Source organism: Streptomyces sp. R35, assembly GCF_041053035.1.
Lineage (GTDB): Bacteria > Actinomycetota > Actinomycetes > Streptomycetales > Streptomycetaceae > Streptomyces > Streptomyces lutosisoli.
In genome coordinates this window covers 7,016,866-7,033,741 of record NZ_CP163440.1, presented here as the reverse complement: position 1 = coordinate 7,033,741, position 16,876 = coordinate 7,016,866, and the positions used below count along the sequence as shown (strand labels likewise).

The following is a 16,876-nucleotide window of genomic DNA, read 5'->3' as shown; positions in this document are numbered from 1 at the left end:
CGGGAAGTTCGACAGCGCTCAGGTCTGCCTGACGACTGCCCTCCCGGCAGCCGCGGCGAGTACGAGACCCGCCTGGTCGATGTTGCGACTCGCGTTGAAGTCGGCGTTACCAGACCAGCCGCACTCGGGGTTTCGGCATGCGAACCGTGCCTGAGACTCGCGGCTACCAGGCGTGACAGCCCCGCACTCGGAACAGCGCAATGACGTTCCGGGCGCGGGCACCCTGACCAGAACACTGCCACGATCGTCGAGCTTGTACGCCAGCAGTTCGACGGTACGCCCCCACGCCTCGCCCGCGATCCTGCGGTTGAGCCCCGGCTTCTGTGCCACCTTGGCACCCGGCGAGTCGGGGTTTCCCCTTGCGGACTTGACCATGTTCACAACGCTGAGCTGTTCCACTGATACCAGCGCGTATTCCTCGGCGATAGCAGTCGTGGTCTTGTGCTGCCAGTCGAGCACCCGCCGCTTGGCTCTCGCACGCAGGTCCTTGATCCGGTCGTACACAGCGCGCAGCCTCTTCGAGACCCTCACGCCGGGCTTCCTGTACTGCTTTCGGTGCGCGGCCTCCCGCTGAACGCGCAGCAGCCGAGCATCTTCCTCCTTGGTCAGCCACGGCCCGTGCTCGTAAGCCCTGCCGTCGGAGAGAGCGAGGGGAACGGCTATACCCCGGTCGATGCCGACGTGCGAGTCGGCCCCGTTCCTGGATGCGGGCACCCGCCCCTCGCTCTCGGTGCGGAACGCGATGTGCCAGCCAAGCGCGTCCTTGACCAGACGCGCCCCGGTGATCCGGCCTGCAGGGCCGCCCCTGGTCACCCCGGGCAGGTCCCTCGTCCAGCGGAACCGCACTCGCCCGAGCTTCGGAATGTTCACCATCCCCCACCGCCTGTGCACGCGCGTCACGTGCAGATCCCGTCCCTGCGGGATGTCCACCGCCAGCACCGCACGGGAGCGGGACTTGTAGGACGGCGCTTCCGTCCTGCTCTCCCAGCAGTTCACCCACGCACGGTGGTACGCCTTCAATACAGCCTGCGCCGCTTGAGCCGGAAGCGCCGAAAGCCAGTCAACATTGGCTCGCGCCCAACGGATCTCACCGTCCATGTAGGCGAGAGGCGGGCGCCGGAAACGGTGAACAGCTCGTGCAGCAGGTTCCACAACGCCCTCGCGGCGTGGGCCTGCTCATCGAGGCAGGCCTCCTGCGCAGGCGTCAGAGCAAGACGCGTATGGCTGCCACGGTGGCGTGTCGCCCTCTCGCCCATGCTCCCCTCCAAGTGGTTCCGCTGATCAGATCAACGGAACAACCGCGGAAAGGTCACGGGTTCGAGCCCCGATCAGTCAGTCGAGCACTGCCAGGGCATCGATCTCGACCAACAGGCCCTTGGGCAGACCGACATACACCGTTGTCCGCGCGGCGGGAACTTGCGTGAGGCCCTGCTCCTCGAAGTATCGGTCATAAATCTCATTCAACTCGGCGAAGTGCCCGGTATCGGTCAGGTAAACGCGGATCATCATCGCGTCGTCCCAGGTGGCGCCGCCCTCTTCGAGGATCGCCCGGACGTTGGCGAGGGTCTGGAGGGTCTGCTCGCGCAGCGTCGGACCGGCGGGCGTGGGCGGCTTGCCCTCCTCCGCGGGCAGGAAGCCGACCTGTCCCGCGACCTGGAGGATGTTCCCCTTCTTCACGCCGTGCGAGAACTTGGCGGGCGGCGTGGTGTGGGTCTTGGGCGTGAGCGCGATCTTGTCCGTCATGGAGTGCTCATTTCTTCGGGTCTTCCTTCGTGGGGGACTTGCCGGAGTAGTCGCGGCTGATGGCGTCCGCCGTGCGGCGCACCAGCGGGAGCAGCGTGAGGAGTTCGTCGGCGGTGACGACGACGTTGGGCGCGGAGACCGACATGGCGGCGGCGACGCGTCCGTCGGCGCCACGGATGGGGGCGGCGACGCAGTTGATGGACTCCTCGTGGCCACCGAGGTCGGTGGCCCAGCCCTGTTCGCGCACCGTCGCCAGCTCCTTGAGGAAGGCGGGGGCGCTCGGGATCGAACGGGCCGTGTACATGGGGTAGTCGAGCTTCTCGGCGAGCACGCGGCGCTCGGCCTCGGGCAGATCGGCGAGCAGCAGCTTCGCCACCGCCGCGACGGTGATGGCGACCGGCTTCCCGATCCGCGAGTACATCCGCACCGGATACCGGCTCTCCACCTTGTCGATGTAGAGGACCTCGTTCTCCTCGTACACGGCGAGGTGGACGGTGTGCCCGCACTGCTCGTTGAGGCGTACGAGGTGGGGGTGGGCGATCTCCCGGACGTCCAGGTTCTCGACGGCCTCCTGGGCGAGGGCGAAGAGGCGGGCGCCGAGGCGGTAACGCTGGTCGGACTGGCGGTAGACGAGGCCGTGCTCGTGGAGCGTGCGCAGGAGGCGGAGCGCCGTGGACTTGTGGACGCCGAGGCGGTCGGCGACCTGCCCGAGGTCGGCGGGCCCCTCGGCGAGCAGCGGCAGGATGCTCAGCGCTCGGTCGACGGTCTGGCTCATGGCGTACGTACCTCCTCGTCGGCCCGCGTGACGGCTTCGGTCCAGCCGGGGCCGAGTCGAAGTCTCCCCCACGCGTCCTCGTCCAGGGCGGCCAGCCGGTCGGCGTGGTCGCGGGCGGGAGGTTCGGCGAGGTCACCGGGCACGGTGAGGGCGGCGGCGGCCATCAGGTGCCCGTGCCGCAGCCGGTCCCTGGCGGGCAGCCCCCGCAGGGTGGCGGAGAGGAACCCGGCGGCGAAGGCGTCGCCGGCGCCGACCGGGGCCACGACGTCGGTGTGCAGGGCGGGGGCGAAGATGACCGTGTCGCCGTCGAAGAGGGTGGCGCCCCGGGACCCCTGCTTCACGACCAGGGCCCGGGGTTCGGGCAGCGCGGCACGGAGAGCGGCCGGGCCGCCGGTGACCCCCCACGCCGCTTCGGCCTCGTCCTCGCCGACGAACACGATGTCGGCGCCGCGCGCGAGGTCGAGCAGGACGTGCGGTCCCGCGGTGTCACGCCACAGCCCCGGGCGGTGGTTGACGTCGAAGGAGACCAGCGGGCGGCCGGGCCGGCGCGCGGTGAGCTCGCGCATCAGGGCGAGACAGTCCTCGGAGAGCGCGGCGGTGATCCCGGACAGATGCAGCACGCGTCCCGCGCGGACGGTGTCCAGGTCCACGTTCTCCACCGCCATCGCGGAGGCGGCGGATCCGGCCCGGTAGTACGCGACCTCGTGGGCGTCGGTCGCCCGGTCGCCCGCCGTGCGGAAGTAGATGCCCGTCGGACGCGCCGGGTCCCGTCGCACGGCGGAGGTGTCGACGCCGTACGCGGCGATCGCCTCGACGAGGTGGTCGCCGAACCCGTCGGCGCCGACCCGGCCGACCCACCGCACGCTGTGCCCGGCCGAGGCGAGCACGCACGCCACGTTCGACTCCGCCCCGCCGATCCCCCGCTCGAACGACGGCACGTCGGCGAGGCGCCCCGGGCGGGACGGCAGGAACGTGACCATGGACTCGCCGAGCGCGACGACATCAAGCGTGCCGACATCGACAAAGTGGGGGGTCACGATGGCTGGGGCTCCTCGCTCTTGGGGCCAACGGCACCGTTGACCCTGCGTTGGCTGGGATGTTAGACAGCAGTAAGCGACATGCGCAATGACCGTTGCAGACAGTGCAACGCACGGCCAGCATGCGGGCAGCGCACCTCAACGCAACACACTTATCGCCACGCACTTCATCGCCGGCACTTCACCAAGGAGGCCCCATGGGCGCCGACACCGCCGCAGCACAGCTGGCCGCTCTCACGGCGGACCGCGTCGACCACCGCTTCAAGGGCCTCCCTCTGGACGCCGAGGGCCTCACCGTCGGCGAGCTGGCCGCCCAGCGCCGCAACCTCTTCACGGACGGCTTCACCACCCCCGTACTCGCCCTCTCCGCCGAGCGTCTGACGCACAACCTCGAACTGATGGAGACGTACGCGGCCCGCCACGGCCTCGCCTTCGCCCCGCACGGCAAGACCTCGATGGCCCCGCAGCTGTTCTGGAAGCAGATCGAGCACGGCGCCTGGGGCATCACGCTCGCGGTCCCCCACCAGGTGCGCGTGGCGAGGCGGTTCGGGATCGACCGGATCTTCCTCGCCAACGAGCTCGTCGACACGGCGGCCCTGAGCTGGATCGCCGCCGAGCTGACGGCGGACGAGAACTTCCGCTTCATCTGTTACGTCGACTCCGTACGCGGCGTCGAGCTGATGGACGCCGCGCTGCGCGGGACCTCCCGCCCCGTGGACGTCGTCGTCGAACTCGCCGCCGGTGAGGGCGCCCGCACCGGCGTCCGTACGGAGGCGGAGTGCGCGGCGGTCGCGGACGCGGTGGCCGGGGCGCAGACGCTCCGCCTGGTCGGTGTGGCGGGCTACGAGGGCGAGGTCCCGGGGGCGACCCCCGAGCGCGTCCACGACTGGCTGCGCCGGCTGACCTCCCTTGCGGCGGACTTCGACAAGGCGGGCCGGTTCACGGGCCTTGAGGAGATCGTGGTCAGCGCGGGCGGCAGCGCCTGGTTCGACGCGGTCGCCGACGTCTTCGCGGAGATCCCCGAACTCTCCGTTCCCGTACTGAAGTTGCTGCGCTCCGGCGCGTACGTCTCGCACGACGACGGCCACTACCGCAAGCTCACGCCCTTCACCCGCGTCCCTGAGGAGGGCGCCCTCCACCCCGCCTTCCGGCTCTGGGCCCAGGTCGTCTCCCGCCCCTCCCCCGAGCAGGCCTTCGCCAACGCGGGCAAGCGGGACGCGGCGTACGACCTGGACCTGCCGTTCGCCCAGGTAGTCCGCCGGGAGGGCGCCGAGCGCCCCGCGACGGGCATCAGCGTCACCGGCCTCTCCGACCAGCACGCCTGGCTCGGCACCACCGAGGAGGCGGACCTCCAGGTCGGCGACTGGCTCGGCATGGGCCTCTCCCACCCGTGCACGTCCTTCGACAAATGGCAGCTGATTCCCGTGGCCGAGGCGGACGGCACGGTCGTGGACTACATCCGCACGTTCTTCTAGGAGGCCTGGCGTGGAAGAGCTCGTCATCCGTGACGCGGACGTCGTGGACGGTTCCGGCGCACCCTCGTACCGCGCCGATGTGGTGGTCGGCGGCGGCAGGATCGTCTCGATCGTCAAGGAGGCCGCGGCGGCGGGCTGCCAGCGCCCCACCGCACGCCGGGAGCTGGACGCCGACGGGCTCGCCCTCGCCCCCGGTTTCATCGACATGCACGCGCACAGCGACCTCGCGCTGCTGAGGGACCCGGACCACAGCGCGAAGGCGGCGCAGGGGGTGACCCTCGAAGTCCTCGGCCAGGACGGCCTGTCGTACGCACCGGTGGACGACCGTACGCTCGCCGAGGTCCGCAGGGCGATCACCGGCTGGAACGGCGACGGCGACGACATCGACTTCAGCTGGCGGTCGGTCGGGGAGTACCTGGACCGCCTCGACCACGGCTTCGACGGCGAGGGCATCGCCGTGAACGCCGCGTATCTCGTCCCGCAGGGCACCGTGCGCATGCTCGCCGTCGGCTGGGAGGACCGCGAGGCGACGCCCCAGGAGCTGGACCGGATGCGGCAGTTGGTCGCGGACGGCCTGCGGGAGGGCGCCGTCGGCATGTCGTCCGGGCTGACGTACACCCCCGGGATGTACGCCAAGGACGCCGAACTCACCGAGCTGTGCAGGGTGGTCGCCGCGCACGGTGGCTACTACTGCCCGCACCACCGCTCGTACGGGGCGGGCGCCCTGGAGGCGTACGAGGAGATGGTGGCCCTCACCCGCGACGCCGGCTGCCCGCTCCACCTCGCCCACGCCACCATGAACTTCGGCGTGAACAAGGGGAAGGCCCCGGATCTGCTCGCCCTCCTGGACAAAGCGCTGGCGGAGGGCGCGGACATCACCCTCGACACCTATCCGTACACCCCTGGCTGCACGACCCTCGTGGCGATGCTGCCGAGCTGGGCGAGCGAGGGCGGTCCGGAGGCGATCCTGGCCCGCCTGGAGGACGACACGACGGCCGAGCGGATCCGGCACCACATGGAGGTCGTCGGCGCGGACGGCTGTCACGGCGTGCCCATCGAGTGGGACACGATCGAGATCTCGGGCGTCGGCGACCCGGCGCTCGCGCCCTACGTCGGCAGGACGGTCCAGGACTCCGCCGACCGGTGCGGCGAGGCCCCCTGGGTGACCGCCCGCCGTCTGCTCGTCGAGGACGGCCTGGGTCCGACGATCCTCCAGCACGTGGGCCACGAGGAGAACGTCCGGCAGATCATGCGCCACCCCGTGCACACGGGCGGCTCCGACGGCATCCTGCGGGGCGACAAACCGCACCCGCGGGCGTACGGCACCTTCCCCCGGTATCTCGGCCACTACGTACGGGAGTTGGGCGTCCTCTCGCTGGAGGAGTGCGTCGCCCATCTCACCGGCCGCCCCGCCGCCCGGCTGCGGCTGCCCGACCGCGGCCTGGTCCGTGAGGGCTACCGTGCCGATCTGGTCCTCTTCGACCCGGCCACGGTCGCCGCGGGTTCGACCTTCGAGGCGCCGCGCACGCTCCCGGCCGGTATCCCGCACGTCATCGTCGACGGCCGCTTCGTGATCGAGGACGGGCGCAGGACGGACGTACTGGCGGGGCGGGCGGTCCGCCGGACTCCGCGGTGACCGCCCGCCGCCGCACAGGAGTTACGGCTTGGGCAGGGTGCACCCGCTCGCGCTCAGGTTGAGCACGTTGCCGGTCGTGAAGCAGGCCGGGATCTGGTAGGTCTCCTCGGCGTAGTTGATGCCCTGGTGGATGGTGACGTTGCCGCTCGCGTCCACCTCGCAGGGGTTGTCCACGGTGCAGGTCTCGCCGTCCTCGTTGCCGGTGTTGTTGACGGCGACGACCTTGCCGGTGGACTGGTCGATGACGGGCGAGCCCGAGGTGCCGCCGATGGTGTTGCAGGCGGAGGTGTAGCGGATCGAGTCCTTCCAGGTCCAGTCGCCCTCCTTGAGGCGGTACACGAACCCGTCGATGTTGCAGTTGTAGAGCCGCTTCCAGTAGCCGGAGGCGACGGTGATGGCGGTGCCGGCGGTCGGGTGCGTGTCCTGCACGGTCAGCGGGCTGATGCCGTACGAGCTCTTGATCGTCGCGTAGGTGCTGGTGAGCTGGTAGATCGTGACGTCCGTGTCAGTCATCGTCGAGTACGCGACCTTGCTGGCGCGCAGCGTGGCGACCCGGGTGCCGGCCGAGTTGAGCAGGCCGAAGGTGCGGCTGGACGACTGGCCGACGATCACCTCACCGGGGTCCGGGAAGCCGGTCTCCAGGCAGTGACCGTTGGAGAGCACCAGCGCCGGGGCGGTGTCCAGGGAGTTCGGGAAGCGTATGACGGAGCCGGAGCAGTTGCTGAGCGCGACGGTCCCGGCGAGGTTGACGGCCTGGAGGGTCGGCGTCGCCGCCGCCTTGGTGTCCGCCTTGACCGCGGATGCCGACGCGGACGTCGACGCGGCTGCCGACTCGGGCGCGGGTGCCGCGACCGCGGGTGCCGCGCCCGCTCCGGCGATCACCAGAGCGAAGAGCGCGGCAACGAGAGGCTTTCTCATGTGGGGGTCCCCTCTTGCGACTTGGGTGACAGGAGATCTTCCGGTCACCTTCAGTTTTGTCATGCGCATTGTGAGGGGAGGGGGATTGGGGGGCAAGGAGTTGTTTTTGGCCTAGGGGGCGGCTTGTTCGAGTGCCCTGCCGGCGATCTGAAAGAGCGTCGGCCCGGTCGCGGGGAACCGGCGGCTACTTGGGCCGCTTTGTGGATCCCTGGCCGTGGCCGTTGGAGTTGCCGGGGCCGGCCCCGGCCTCGGCCCCGGCCGTGGTGGTGGCGGTCGCGGGAGCCGTGGACGCGGGGCCCGTCGAGGCGCTCGCGGACGCGGACGCGCCCGGGGAGGCGGAAGCGCTTCCCGCGCTCTCGGACGCGCGGGGCGACGTCGTGGGCTCGCTCGCCGAGGAGGTTCCCCCGGTCGAGGCGGAACCCTCCGTGGGTGCGGCGGCTCCCGTGGCGAGCCTCGGGGGCGGGGCCGTCCCCCCGGTCGTGCCGCCCGATCCGTTGGACGACCCGGAGTCGAACGCACCCGAGATCAGGACGGCGAGAAGGACGACGCACGCCGCCCCGCCGGCCACGGCGAGCCGGCGCAGCAGCCGGGCACGGCGCCGGCGCAGCAGCCGCTCGTGGCGGCCCTCGGGGTCGCCCGAGGGCTCGCCCGGGAGGATTTCGTACCCGCCGGGGACGGCTGCCTGCTCGATGGTGTCGTCGCCGTCACCACCCTCGGCACCGTCTTCGTAGCCCTTCTGCCAGCCATGCGCCTCAGCGGGGTCCATGTACGACTCATAGGCCGGGGGCGCCTCGCCGTCGCTCTGCGGGAGGTACACCCTCGGCCGGGCGTCGGGTTCGCCGTGCTGCCTGGACATGGGCGCGCATTGTAGAGACCGCAAGGGCTTGCGACGTAATGAGCGGACAAAACTGACGGAACCGGCACGTCTCACGTGGTGGAAAACACGCCCCGCCGAGCGTTACGCGGCCGTAAGCTCACGGACATGCAGGTGATCCAGTCCACGAAGCTCGCCAACGTCTGCTACGAGATCCGGGGTCCGGTTCTTGAGGAGGCGATGCGGCTTGAGGCGGCCGGACACCGCATCCTCAAGCTCAACACGGGCAACCCGGCCGCCTTCGGCTTCGAGTGCCCGCCCGAGATCCTTGAGGACATCCTCCGCAACGTCTCGTCGGCGCACGGCTACGGCGACGCGAAGGGCCTGCTCGCGGCCCGCCGGGCAGTGGTCATGCACAACCAGACCCTCGGCATCGAGACGGACGTCGAGCACGTCTTCATCGGCAACGGCGTCTCCGAGCTCATCGTCATGGCGATGCAGGGCCTGCTGGACGACGGCGACGAGGTGCTCGTACCGTCGCCGGACTATCCGCTGTGGACCGCCGCCGTGTCGCTCTCCGGCGGTACGGCCGTCCACTACCGCTGCGACGAGCAGTCCGACTGGATGCCCGACCTCGCGGACGTGGAGCGGAAGGTCACCGACCGCACCAAGGCCATCGTGATCATCAACCCGAACAATCCGACGGGTGCGGTGTACGACGACGCCATGCTGCGCGGGCTGACCGACATCGCCCGCCGCCACAACCTGCTGGTCTGCTCCGACGAGATCTACGACAAGATCCTTTACGACGGTGCCACCCACACGTCGACCGCCTCGATCGCCCCTGACCTGCTCACCCTCACCTTCAACGGCATGTCGAAGGCGTACCGGGTGGCGGGCTACCGGGTCGGCTGGATGGCGATCTCCGGCCCGCGCGCGCATGCGGACTCCTATATCGAGGGCCTGACGATCCTCGCGAACATGCGGCTGTGCGCGAACATGCCGGGCCAGCACGGGGTGGTCGCCGCGCTCAGCGGGCGCCAGACGATCAACGACCTGGTACTGCCGGGCGGGCGGCTGAAGGAGCAGCGGGATGTCGCCTACGAGCTGCTGACGCAGATCCCTGGCGTGAGCTGCGTGAAGCCGAAGGGGGCGCTGTACCTCTTCCCGCGCCTGGACCCGAAGGTCTTCAAGATCAAGGACGACCGGCGGATGGTCCTCGACCTGCTGCGCCGCGAGAAGATCATGGTCGTCCAGGGGACGGGCTTCAACTGGCCCGAGGCGGACCACTTCCGGGTGGTCACGCTGCCGACGGTCGGAGATCTGACCGACGCGGTGACCCGGATCGGGAACTTCCTGGACGGCTACAGCCAGCCGTGACCCTCACCCTGTGTGCGCGGGGCGGCCAGTTCTGCGACCAGGCTCAACTTTAGACGAAATCTAAGCTAGGATGGTTTCCTGTCAGCACAGGAGGCCATCCCAATGTACGAACCGATCCGCACCAAGTCGGTCCACACGATGGCCGGCACCGCCCCCTCCGACTTCCCCCACCGGTCGCGCGAGGAGGAGCTGGACATCCAGCTCGCCGGCCACCTCGCGGCACTGCTCGCCGTGACGGACGAGATCCGCTCACTCGCGCCCTCTCCCGCGCTGGACACGGCCGCAGAGCGGCTCGCGCAGCAGGTGGCCCGGCTGCGGGAGGGCGTCACCCCGGTCCGTCCCTCGGCCGCCGTCCACGAGCCGCAGCTCGTGACTCTCCACCAGCGGGCACACGCCCTCGCCGGCCGCGCCCTCGTCGTCGCGGCGTCCCGCGCGGACACGGCGGCCGCGATTCTGGCGGCCGAACAGATGGACGCCCACGCGTCCGCCGCCGGCTCCCGCGCACTCGCGTCCCACTGAGCCCCCGGGCTCCCCGAGCCCACGGCTCCCCCGTACGGCCCCGGTCCGCGCGCACCCACAGCGTCGTGCGGACCGGGTGCCACACACCGCCGGTCGACCTGGAGTGATGGGAGGCGCCGCCTCCGGTTGCGTACCGGGACCCCTCCGACACCCGCCGTTCACCCCGTGCGCCGGGGAATGTTGGAGTCCGGGAGCAAGCTCCCCGCTGTGAGACGCATCGCAGGGATCGTCCTGGCGGTCCTGCTGATCGGCGGCGTGGTAGCAGCCGTTGTCGCAGGCCGCGATGGTCAGGACAAGGGCACGGCAACGAAGACCGTGCAAGGAGTGATCGGATCGGAGAAGGCGGAGTTCTTCGCCGATCCCGACGTGGTGAAGGCCCTCGCTGCCAAGGGCTACACCGTGAAGACGGAGACCTCCGGGTCCTGGGCCATGGAGGGGCTCGACCTCAAGGGCTACGACTTCGCCTTCCCGTCCAGCCAGGCGCCGGCCGACGAGCTCGCCGACAAGTACCACGTACGGCAGCCCCTCCCCCGGCCCTTCTACTCGCCGCTCGTTGTCGTGGCTCATCGCAGCGCGGCCCAGGTACTCGCCGCCAACGGCCTCGCCACCGTCGACAGGAACACCGGCACGCTGAAGATGGCCGCCTACCTCGACGCGGCCCGGCACGACCGGACGTGGCAGCAGCTCAAGGGGGCCGACCAGCACGGCGAGTTGACCGGCACCCTCTACATCGCCACCACCGACCCGGACACCTCCAACTCGGGCGCCCTCTACCTCGCCGCCGCCTCGTACGTCGCCGACGGCGGACGCGTGGCCGCCGACACCGCCGCCGTCGAGCGCACCGCGCCCCTCATGCGCAAGCTCGTCAGCGTCCAGGGGGCCCAGCAGACCAGCACGGACGCGGAGTTCCGCGACTTCATCAGCGGGGCGGGCAACCCGCTCGTCCTCGTCTACGAGTCGCAGGTCGCCGCGCTGCTCGCCGAGGGCCAGGACACCGGCGACCTCACCGTCCTCTACCCGGACACCACGGCCAACAGCGACCACACCGTCGTACCGCTCACGCCTCAGGGCCGCGCGCTGGGTGAACTCCTCAGCAGCGACCCGACGTTGCGCAGGCTCGCCGTCCGGCACGGGTTCCGGCCGCAGGGTGCGACCGCCGAGTTCACGGCGGCGACCACCGGCCACACCGCCTATCTCAACCAGAAGCTGACCGGCGTCCGGCAGGCGCCCGTGCCCGCCTCCAAGGTGCTGCACGAGATGGCGCGCCGGGCCGGGAACTAGGGGGAACAGCACGTGACAACCGAAGACACCTTCACCCTCACGCCGCCCGAGGCCGTCGCCGCCGTGCCCCGTGAGAAGGCCGGCGGGCTCGTCCCGGTCGACCCGGCCGTGCGGGACGACATGGCGCGGCGCGCCGCCGAGTACGTCGGCGGGCTCGCCGCCCTCGACGCCCGCTCGCCCGAATTCGCCGGCAAGGTCGGGGAGATCGCCGGTCTGGGCGCGAGCGAGATGCGAGGCGCCGCCGCCCAGTCCAACCGCATGCTGGAGCGGACGATCCGCAGCCTGCCCGCCAAGGGCGACGACGCCCAGTCGCAGGTCGCGGGCTCGCTCGTCGAACTCCGCCGTGTGGTCGAGGACCTGGACCCGCGCGACCTGCCCGCGAGCAAGGGCCGGAAGTTCCTGTCCAGGCTGCCCGGCGGCAACAAGCTGCGCGACCACGTCGCCAAGTACGCCTCGGCGCAAGGCACGTTGAACAAGATCGTGGGCTCCCTGCGCGGCGGCCAGGACGAGCTCCGCCGGGACAACGCGGCGCTCCAGACCGAGCGCGTCCGACTCTGGGAGACGATGGGCAAGCTCCAGGAGTACGTCGTCCTGACCCAGGCCCTGGACACGGCGGTCGAGGAGCACATCGCCACGACGGAGGCGGCCGATGCCTCCCAGGCCGACACCCTCCGCGCCGACGTCCTCTTCCCCGTCCGCCAGAAGCACCAGGACCTGCTCACCCAGCTCGCCGTCTGCGCCCAGGGTTACCTGGCCATGGACGTGGTCCGGCGCAACAACGAAGAGCTCATCAAGGGCGTCGACCGCGCCGCCACCACCACGGTCTCGGCCCTGCGCATCTCGGTCATGCTCGCCTCCGCCCTCGACAACCAGCGCAAGGTCGTCGACCAGGTCAACGCCCTGCGCGGCACCACGGAGGACCTCATTCGCGGCAACGCCGAGATGCTCGCCACGCAGAGCGGCGAGATCCAGCGCATCGCCGCCGACCCGGCCGTCGGCGCCGAGACCCTCCGCACCGCCTTCCAGCAGATCTACCGCACCCTCGACGCGATCGACACGTACAAGGTCCAGGCGACCGAGGTCATGGCGACCACGGTGGAGTCCCTGACCGCGGAACTCCAGCACGCGAGCGCGTACTTGGAGCGCAGCCGGTCGCAGGGCGCCCTGGAAGGCGGGCTCGCATGAGACGACCTACGGCATGCGCCGTCGTGGCGCTGCTCGCCGTCACGGCGTGCACGGCACAGGAGGAGAAGAAGCCCGAGGGCAACGCCGCCCCCGAACCCGGCACCCTCCGCATCCTCGCCTCCAGCGAACTCAGCGACATGAAGCCGGTGCTGGACCGGATTCGCCAGGACACCGGCATCACCGTGAAGCCCACCTACATCGGCACCCTCGCCGCCGTCGACCTGGTCGCGCGGGGCAAGGCCGACGGCGCGTACGACGCGCTGTGGCTGTCGTCCAACGACTACCTGCATCTGCGCCCCGAAGCGGCGAAGAAGGTCGTGTCCGAGACCCCGGTAATGTCGAGCCCGGTGGCCATCGGGGTCAAGCGGGCGACCGTGGGCGCACTGGGATGGAAGCCGGACGACGTCACCTGGTCCCAGGTGGAGCAGGCGGTCGCGGACGGGAAACTGACGTACGGCATGACCGATCCGGCCCGTTCCAACTCCGGTTTCTCCACGCTGGTCTCGGTCGCCTCGGGTCTGTCCGGCGCCCAGTCGGCGCTCACCGACGCGGACGTGGACAAGGCGACACCGAAGCTGCGGGAGTTCTTCAAGGGACAGAAGCTGACGTCGGGGTCCTCGGGCTGGCTGGCGACGGCGTACGAGCGCCGCGGCACGGTGGACGCGCTGCTCAACTACGAGTCGGTCCTCAAGGGCATGAAGGGCCTGACGGTGATCCGGCCCCGCGACGGTGTCGTGACCGCCGACTATCCGCTCTCCTCTCTCGCGTCGACGTCGAAGGACACCCGCGAGACCGTCCGCCGCCTCACCGAGGCTCTGCGGACGCCGAAGGTGCAGGGCGAGATCACCCGTGACACGCATCGCCGTCCGGTCGTCGCCTCGGTGCCTCCGGCGGCGGGCCTCGACACGGGAAGGCGCCGCGAACTCCCCTTCCCCGGCAGCCGGTCCGTCGCCGACCGGCTCCTCGACTCGTACGAGAACAAGCTCCGCCGGCCGTCCAGGACCGTATACGTTCTCGACACCTCGGGCTCGATGGGCGGCGACCGTCTCAGCCGGCTGAAGAAGGCGCTCACCGATCTGACGGGCGACTTCCGCGACCGCGAGGAGGTGACGCTGATGCCGTTCGGATCGGCGGTCAAGAGCGTCCGCACGCATGTGGTGCGGCCCGAGGACCCGAAGGCCGGACTGGACGGCATCCGCGAGGACACCCGCGCGCTGAGCGCCGAGGGCCACACCGCGATCTATACGTCGCTGGAGAAGGCGTACGAGCATCTGGGCGCCGACGACGACACGTTCACGTCGATCGTGCTGATGACGGACGGCGAGAACACCTCGGGTGCGAGTCCGGCCGCCTTCGACGGCTTCTACGACCGGCTGCCGGGCGGGCAGCGGCAGATACCCGTCTTCCCGATCCTGTTCGGCGACTCCGACCGCGGCGAGCTCCAGCACATCGCCGACCTGACCGGCGGCCGTCTCTTCGACGCCCAGAAGGGCTCGCTCGACGGCGCCTTCGAGGAGATCCGTGGCTACCAGTAAGAGCCCGCTGAGGTATCTCGAATCCCGCAAGAACCTCACCGGCAGCGCCTGCGGGCTCGTCGGCCTCGCGCTGACCTTCACGGGGGTCGCGGGCGCGTACTGGCCCGTCGTCGTCGCCGGACTGTACGGCGCGGGCGCCCTGATCGCCCCGCCGGAGCGCCCGCCGCTGCCGGACTTCCCGGACCCGTCGGCCCAACTGGAGGAACTACGCGTCGACTTCGGCAAGCTGCGGGAGTATCTGGGCGGCGTCGAACTGCCCCCGGCGGCCGGCGGCCGGCTCACCGAGCTGACCGAACTCGTCGCCGCCCTGCTGGATCCCGGCTGGGTCGCCGAGGTGCTCGCCCAGGACCCGGAGGGCGTGCACACGCTGTCCCGTGCCGTACGGCAGGACATTCCGGAGGCCGTCGACACCTTCGTACGGACCAGGTGGTGGACCCGGCTGACCCCTGGCACCGAACCGCCGGAGCGCCATCTGGAGCGCCAACTCACCCTGCTGCACGAGGAGTCGGACCGGCTGGCCGTCTCGCTGCGGGAGACCGAGGCGCGGCGGCAGGAGTCGCACACGCGGTATCTGGAGGACCGGGGACGGTCGCACTAGCAGCTCAGCCGCCCCCGCTCCCCTGGACCGCGATGATCACCAGGATCACCAGCACCGCGATCACCAGGGCTATCTTCAGCGCCTTGGACCACGCCCCGCCCGTCGTCCCCTGCGGCGGCACGTCCGGCACGGGCACCGGTACCGGCCCGTTGAACACGTCGTGCCCCGTCACCGCCGCCCGTGTGCACCACGGGCAGGACGTCAGATGGGAGCCGTACGCGTGCAGCGGGCGGTTCTGGCAGACCCGTACGAGGGAGCGCTCCTTGTTGAGGGCGCGCAGCCAGGCCTCCGCCGGGGGGCGGGCGGCGGGGGCGTGCACACCGGGGCCGAAGGCGGCGCGGGCCAGGGTGAGGAGTTCGGGGGGCAGCACGGAGGGGTCGATGGTGCCGCGCGGGATGACGACCCGCTCGGGGCGGACGACGTAGGAACAGCTGGCGGCGATGTTGTCCTTGACGGTCGACTCGGAGGCGCTGTCGTGCGGGACGCCGCCGAAGGGGTGGTTGCCCGCGGTCAGCAGCTGGTAGACGAGGACGGCGAGGGCGAAGTCGTCGGTGGCGCGGGTGGCGGGGCCGCCGGCCTGGCGCTCGGGGGACGAGTAGTCGGTGGTGTGCATCAGACAGGGGAAGAGTTCCCCGGACACCGGATCGTTGAAGGCGATCGAGTCGCAGTCGAGGAAGGTGACGAAGCCGTTGGCGTCGACCACCACGTTGCTGCTGGAGAAGTCGCCGATGACGAGGTTGTCGTAGTGCATACGGGCGGTCATGAACGCGAGGTTCCAGGCGACGCCGAGCAGGAAGCGCCAGTCGGCCCGGTCGGCGAAGAGCTTGAGGCGCTGGGCGCGGGTGAACAGGCCGATCAGCTGGACGTGGTCGGGTTCGCCGAAGCGGCGCATGGCGTAGCCGAGGAACTCCCCCTGCGGGCCGCGGGCGATGGCGGTGGGCCAGGCCAGTTCGGGCGGCTGGGAGACGTCGGTGGGGCGGGCGGCCAGCGGTGACATGGTCAGCATCCGCATCAGCCGCCGCTCCTGTTCGAGGCCGGGCGGTTCGCGGTAGAGCTTGACGACGATCGTCTCGTCGCCGACGACCGGGAAGACGGCCGCCTGGCCGCCGCCCTTGAGCGGAAGCTCCGCGAGGGTGACGGGCTTGCCGTCCAGGAACACCGTGAGGCCGCTCATGGCCGCGCCTTGCGCACGGCCCGCAGCAGCGTCTTGTCGTCGGCGTTCAGAGCGGTGAGGCGGTCCGACCTCAGCAGGGTCGCGAGACCCTCGTGGGCGTTGTCGCTCACGGGCCCGGGAGCGTCGAGGGAGCGGAACACTGCGTCGACGAACGAGGTGTTCGGGGACGGCGCGCCGCTTCCGGCACGGTTGAGCGCGGCCTGCACGAGTCCGTCGGTGGACAGCAGCACCCCGTCGATCCCGTCGTCGGACACACAGTCGGTGTGCACCCAGCGGGACGCGTCCGCCGAGGTGAGGAAGACCGTCTCGTTGCTGTACTCGCTGGCCGCCCGCGTCTGCGGCAGCAGATGGAACTGCCGCTCCCCGTCCTCCACACCCGCCCGGAGTACGACGAAGCCGTCGCCCACGGTGAGATGGCCCAGCCAGCCCGGGGCGAGCACTACGACGGTGAGCGTGGTCGCGAAGTCCGCGGCGTCGGCCCCGGTCCGGTCCAGGAACACCTTGCTCACGTCGTGGAAGGCGTCTTCGAGCAGCTCGTGCACGGCCTCACCGGGATGGCAGTCCGCCGCGGCGGCTGCCCGGCGGGCGAAGTGCTCCGCGGCCAGTTCCACGGCGAGCCGCGAACCCTCCTCGGAACGCGGCCTGCTGCCCGCCCCGTCCGCCACCGCGAGGACCGCCACGGACGGCGACGCCGTGTACGCGCAGGCGTCCTGGCAGGGCAGTCCCTGGCGGCGGTGGCGATAGCCCTCGACGCTCATGCCGTGGATCCGCCACGGTGACTCCAGCTTCTCCACTCCGGCCATCGG

16 protein-coding genes are annotated in these 16,876 nt (G+C 70.7%); 8 read left to right on the top strand and 8 right to left on the bottom strand.

Translation table 11 applies throughout. The features are described from left to right. Positions 1-18 precede the first annotated feature (18 nt). From AB5J50_RS32005 to AB5J50_RS31990, 4 genes are all read right to left on the bottom strand, one after another. Entirely contained in the window at positions 19-1,098 is a 1,080-nt protein-coding gene (locus tag AB5J50_RS32005) for an RNA-guided endonuclease InsQ/TnpB family protein (RefSeq protein ID WP_369261647.1), read from the bottom strand. 234 nt (positions 1,099-1,332) lie between these two features. Further along, positions 1,333-1,743, bottom strand: a complete 411-nt coding sequence (locus tag AB5J50_RS32000) for a RidA family protein (protein ID WP_369261645.1) — start codon at positions 1,741-1,743, stop codon at positions 1,333-1,335. Between the two features lie 7 nt (positions 1,744-1,750). Further along, entirely contained in the window at positions 1,751-2,518 is a 768-nt protein-coding gene (locus tag AB5J50_RS31995) for an IclR family transcriptional regulator (protein ID WP_369261644.1), read from the bottom strand. After that, positions 2,515-3,555 (bottom strand): sugar kinase, encoded by a 1,041-nt coding sequence (locus AB5J50_RS31990; protein ID WP_369261642.1) that lies wholly within the window; start codon positions 3,553-3,555, stop codon positions 2,515-2,517. The genes AB5J50_RS31995 and AB5J50_RS31990 overlap by 4 nt, the downstream gene beginning before the upstream one ends. A 197-nt stretch (positions 3,556-3,752) precedes the next feature. Here AB5J50_RS31990 and AB5J50_RS31985 point away from each other — a divergent pair, with 197 nt between their 5' ends. Then, the gene (locus AB5J50_RS31985) at positions 3,753-5,030 is read left to right on the top strand and encodes an amino acid deaminase (RefSeq protein WP_369261640.1); all 1,278 of its coding nucleotides are present in this window, start codon (positions 3,753-3,755) and stop codon (positions 5,028-5,030) included. Between the two features lie 10 nt (positions 5,031-5,040). Beyond that, positions 5,041-6,666 carry an amidohydrolase family protein gene (locus tag AB5J50_RS31980; protein ID WP_369261638.1) on the top strand — a complete coding sequence of 542 codons (1,626 nt, stop codon included), beginning with the start codon at positions 5,041-5,043 and terminating at the stop codon, positions 6,664-6,666. Positions 6,667-6,687: 21 nt separating this feature from the next. On the opposite strand, the gene AB5J50_RS31975 is transcribed toward AB5J50_RS31980, so the two are convergent. Both AB5J50_RS31975 and AB5J50_RS31970 read right to left on the bottom strand, forming a co-directional pair. Beyond that, positions 6,688-7,584: a serine protease gene (locus tag AB5J50_RS31975; RefSeq protein ID WP_369261637.1), complete on the bottom strand. Its 897-nt coding sequence runs from the start codon at positions 7,582-7,584 to the stop codon at positions 6,688-6,690. A 184-nt stretch (positions 7,585-7,768) separates the two neighbouring features. Beyond that, a complete protein-coding gene (locus AB5J50_RS31970) occupies positions 7,769-8,440 on the bottom strand; it encodes a hypothetical protein (RefSeq protein WP_369261635.1) in 672 nt (223 codons plus the stop codon). Between the two features lie 126 nt (positions 8,441-8,566). Between AB5J50_RS31970 and AB5J50_RS31965 the strand changes: the two genes are divergently transcribed. The 6 genes from AB5J50_RS31965 (at position 8,567) to AB5J50_RS31940 (ending at position 14,896) form a co-directional block, all read left to right on the top strand. Beyond that, positions 8,567-9,778: a pyridoxal phosphate-dependent aminotransferase gene (locus tag AB5J50_RS31965; RefSeq protein WP_369261633.1), complete on the top strand. Its 1,212-nt coding sequence runs from the start codon at positions 8,567-8,569 to the stop codon at positions 9,776-9,778. A gap of 102 nt (positions 9,779-9,880) precedes the next feature. Next, a complete protein-coding gene (locus AB5J50_RS31960) occupies positions 9,881-10,297 on the top strand; it encodes a hypothetical protein (protein WP_369261631.1) in 417 nt (138 codons plus the stop codon). Positions 10,298-10,504: 207 nt separating this feature from the next. After that, positions 10,505-11,578, top strand: a complete 1,074-nt coding sequence (locus AB5J50_RS31955; protein ID WP_369261629.1) for a substrate-binding domain-containing protein — start codon at positions 10,505-10,507, stop codon at positions 11,576-11,578. A 12-nt stretch (positions 11,579-11,590) separates the two neighbouring features. Next, a complete protein-coding gene (locus AB5J50_RS31950; protein ID WP_369261627.1) occupies positions 11,591-12,763 on the top strand; it encodes a toxic anion resistance protein in 1,173 nt (390 codons plus the stop codon). Continuing rightward, entirely contained in the window at positions 12,760-14,298 is a 1,539-nt protein-coding gene (locus tag AB5J50_RS31945; protein WP_369261626.1) for a substrate-binding domain-containing protein, read from the top strand. The genes AB5J50_RS31950 and AB5J50_RS31945 overlap by 4 nt, the downstream gene beginning before the upstream one ends. Further along, complete coding sequence (locus tag AB5J50_RS31940) at positions 14,285-14,896, top strand: hypothetical protein (protein ID WP_369261624.1); 612 nt, start codon at positions 14,285-14,287, stop codon at positions 14,894-14,896. The genes AB5J50_RS31945 and AB5J50_RS31940 overlap by 14 nt, the downstream gene beginning before the upstream one ends. Before the next feature lie 4 nt (positions 14,897-14,900). Here the strand turns inward: AB5J50_RS31940 and AB5J50_RS31935 are convergent, their stop codons facing one another. Both AB5J50_RS31935 and AB5J50_RS31930 read right to left on the bottom strand, forming a co-directional pair. Beyond that, positions 14,901-16,070, bottom strand: coding sequence for a hypothetical protein (locus AB5J50_RS31935; RefSeq protein ID WP_369261622.1), 1,170 nt, complete (start codon positions 16,068-16,070; stop codon positions 14,901-14,903). Then, positions 16,067-16,873 (bottom strand): PP2C family serine/threonine-protein phosphatase, encoded by an 807-nt coding sequence (locus tag AB5J50_RS31930; protein ID WP_369261621.1) that lies wholly within the window; start codon positions 16,871-16,873, stop codon positions 16,067-16,069. The genes AB5J50_RS31935 and AB5J50_RS31930 overlap by 4 nt, the downstream gene beginning before the upstream one ends. Between the last annotated feature and the right edge of the window lie 3 nt (positions 16,874-16,876).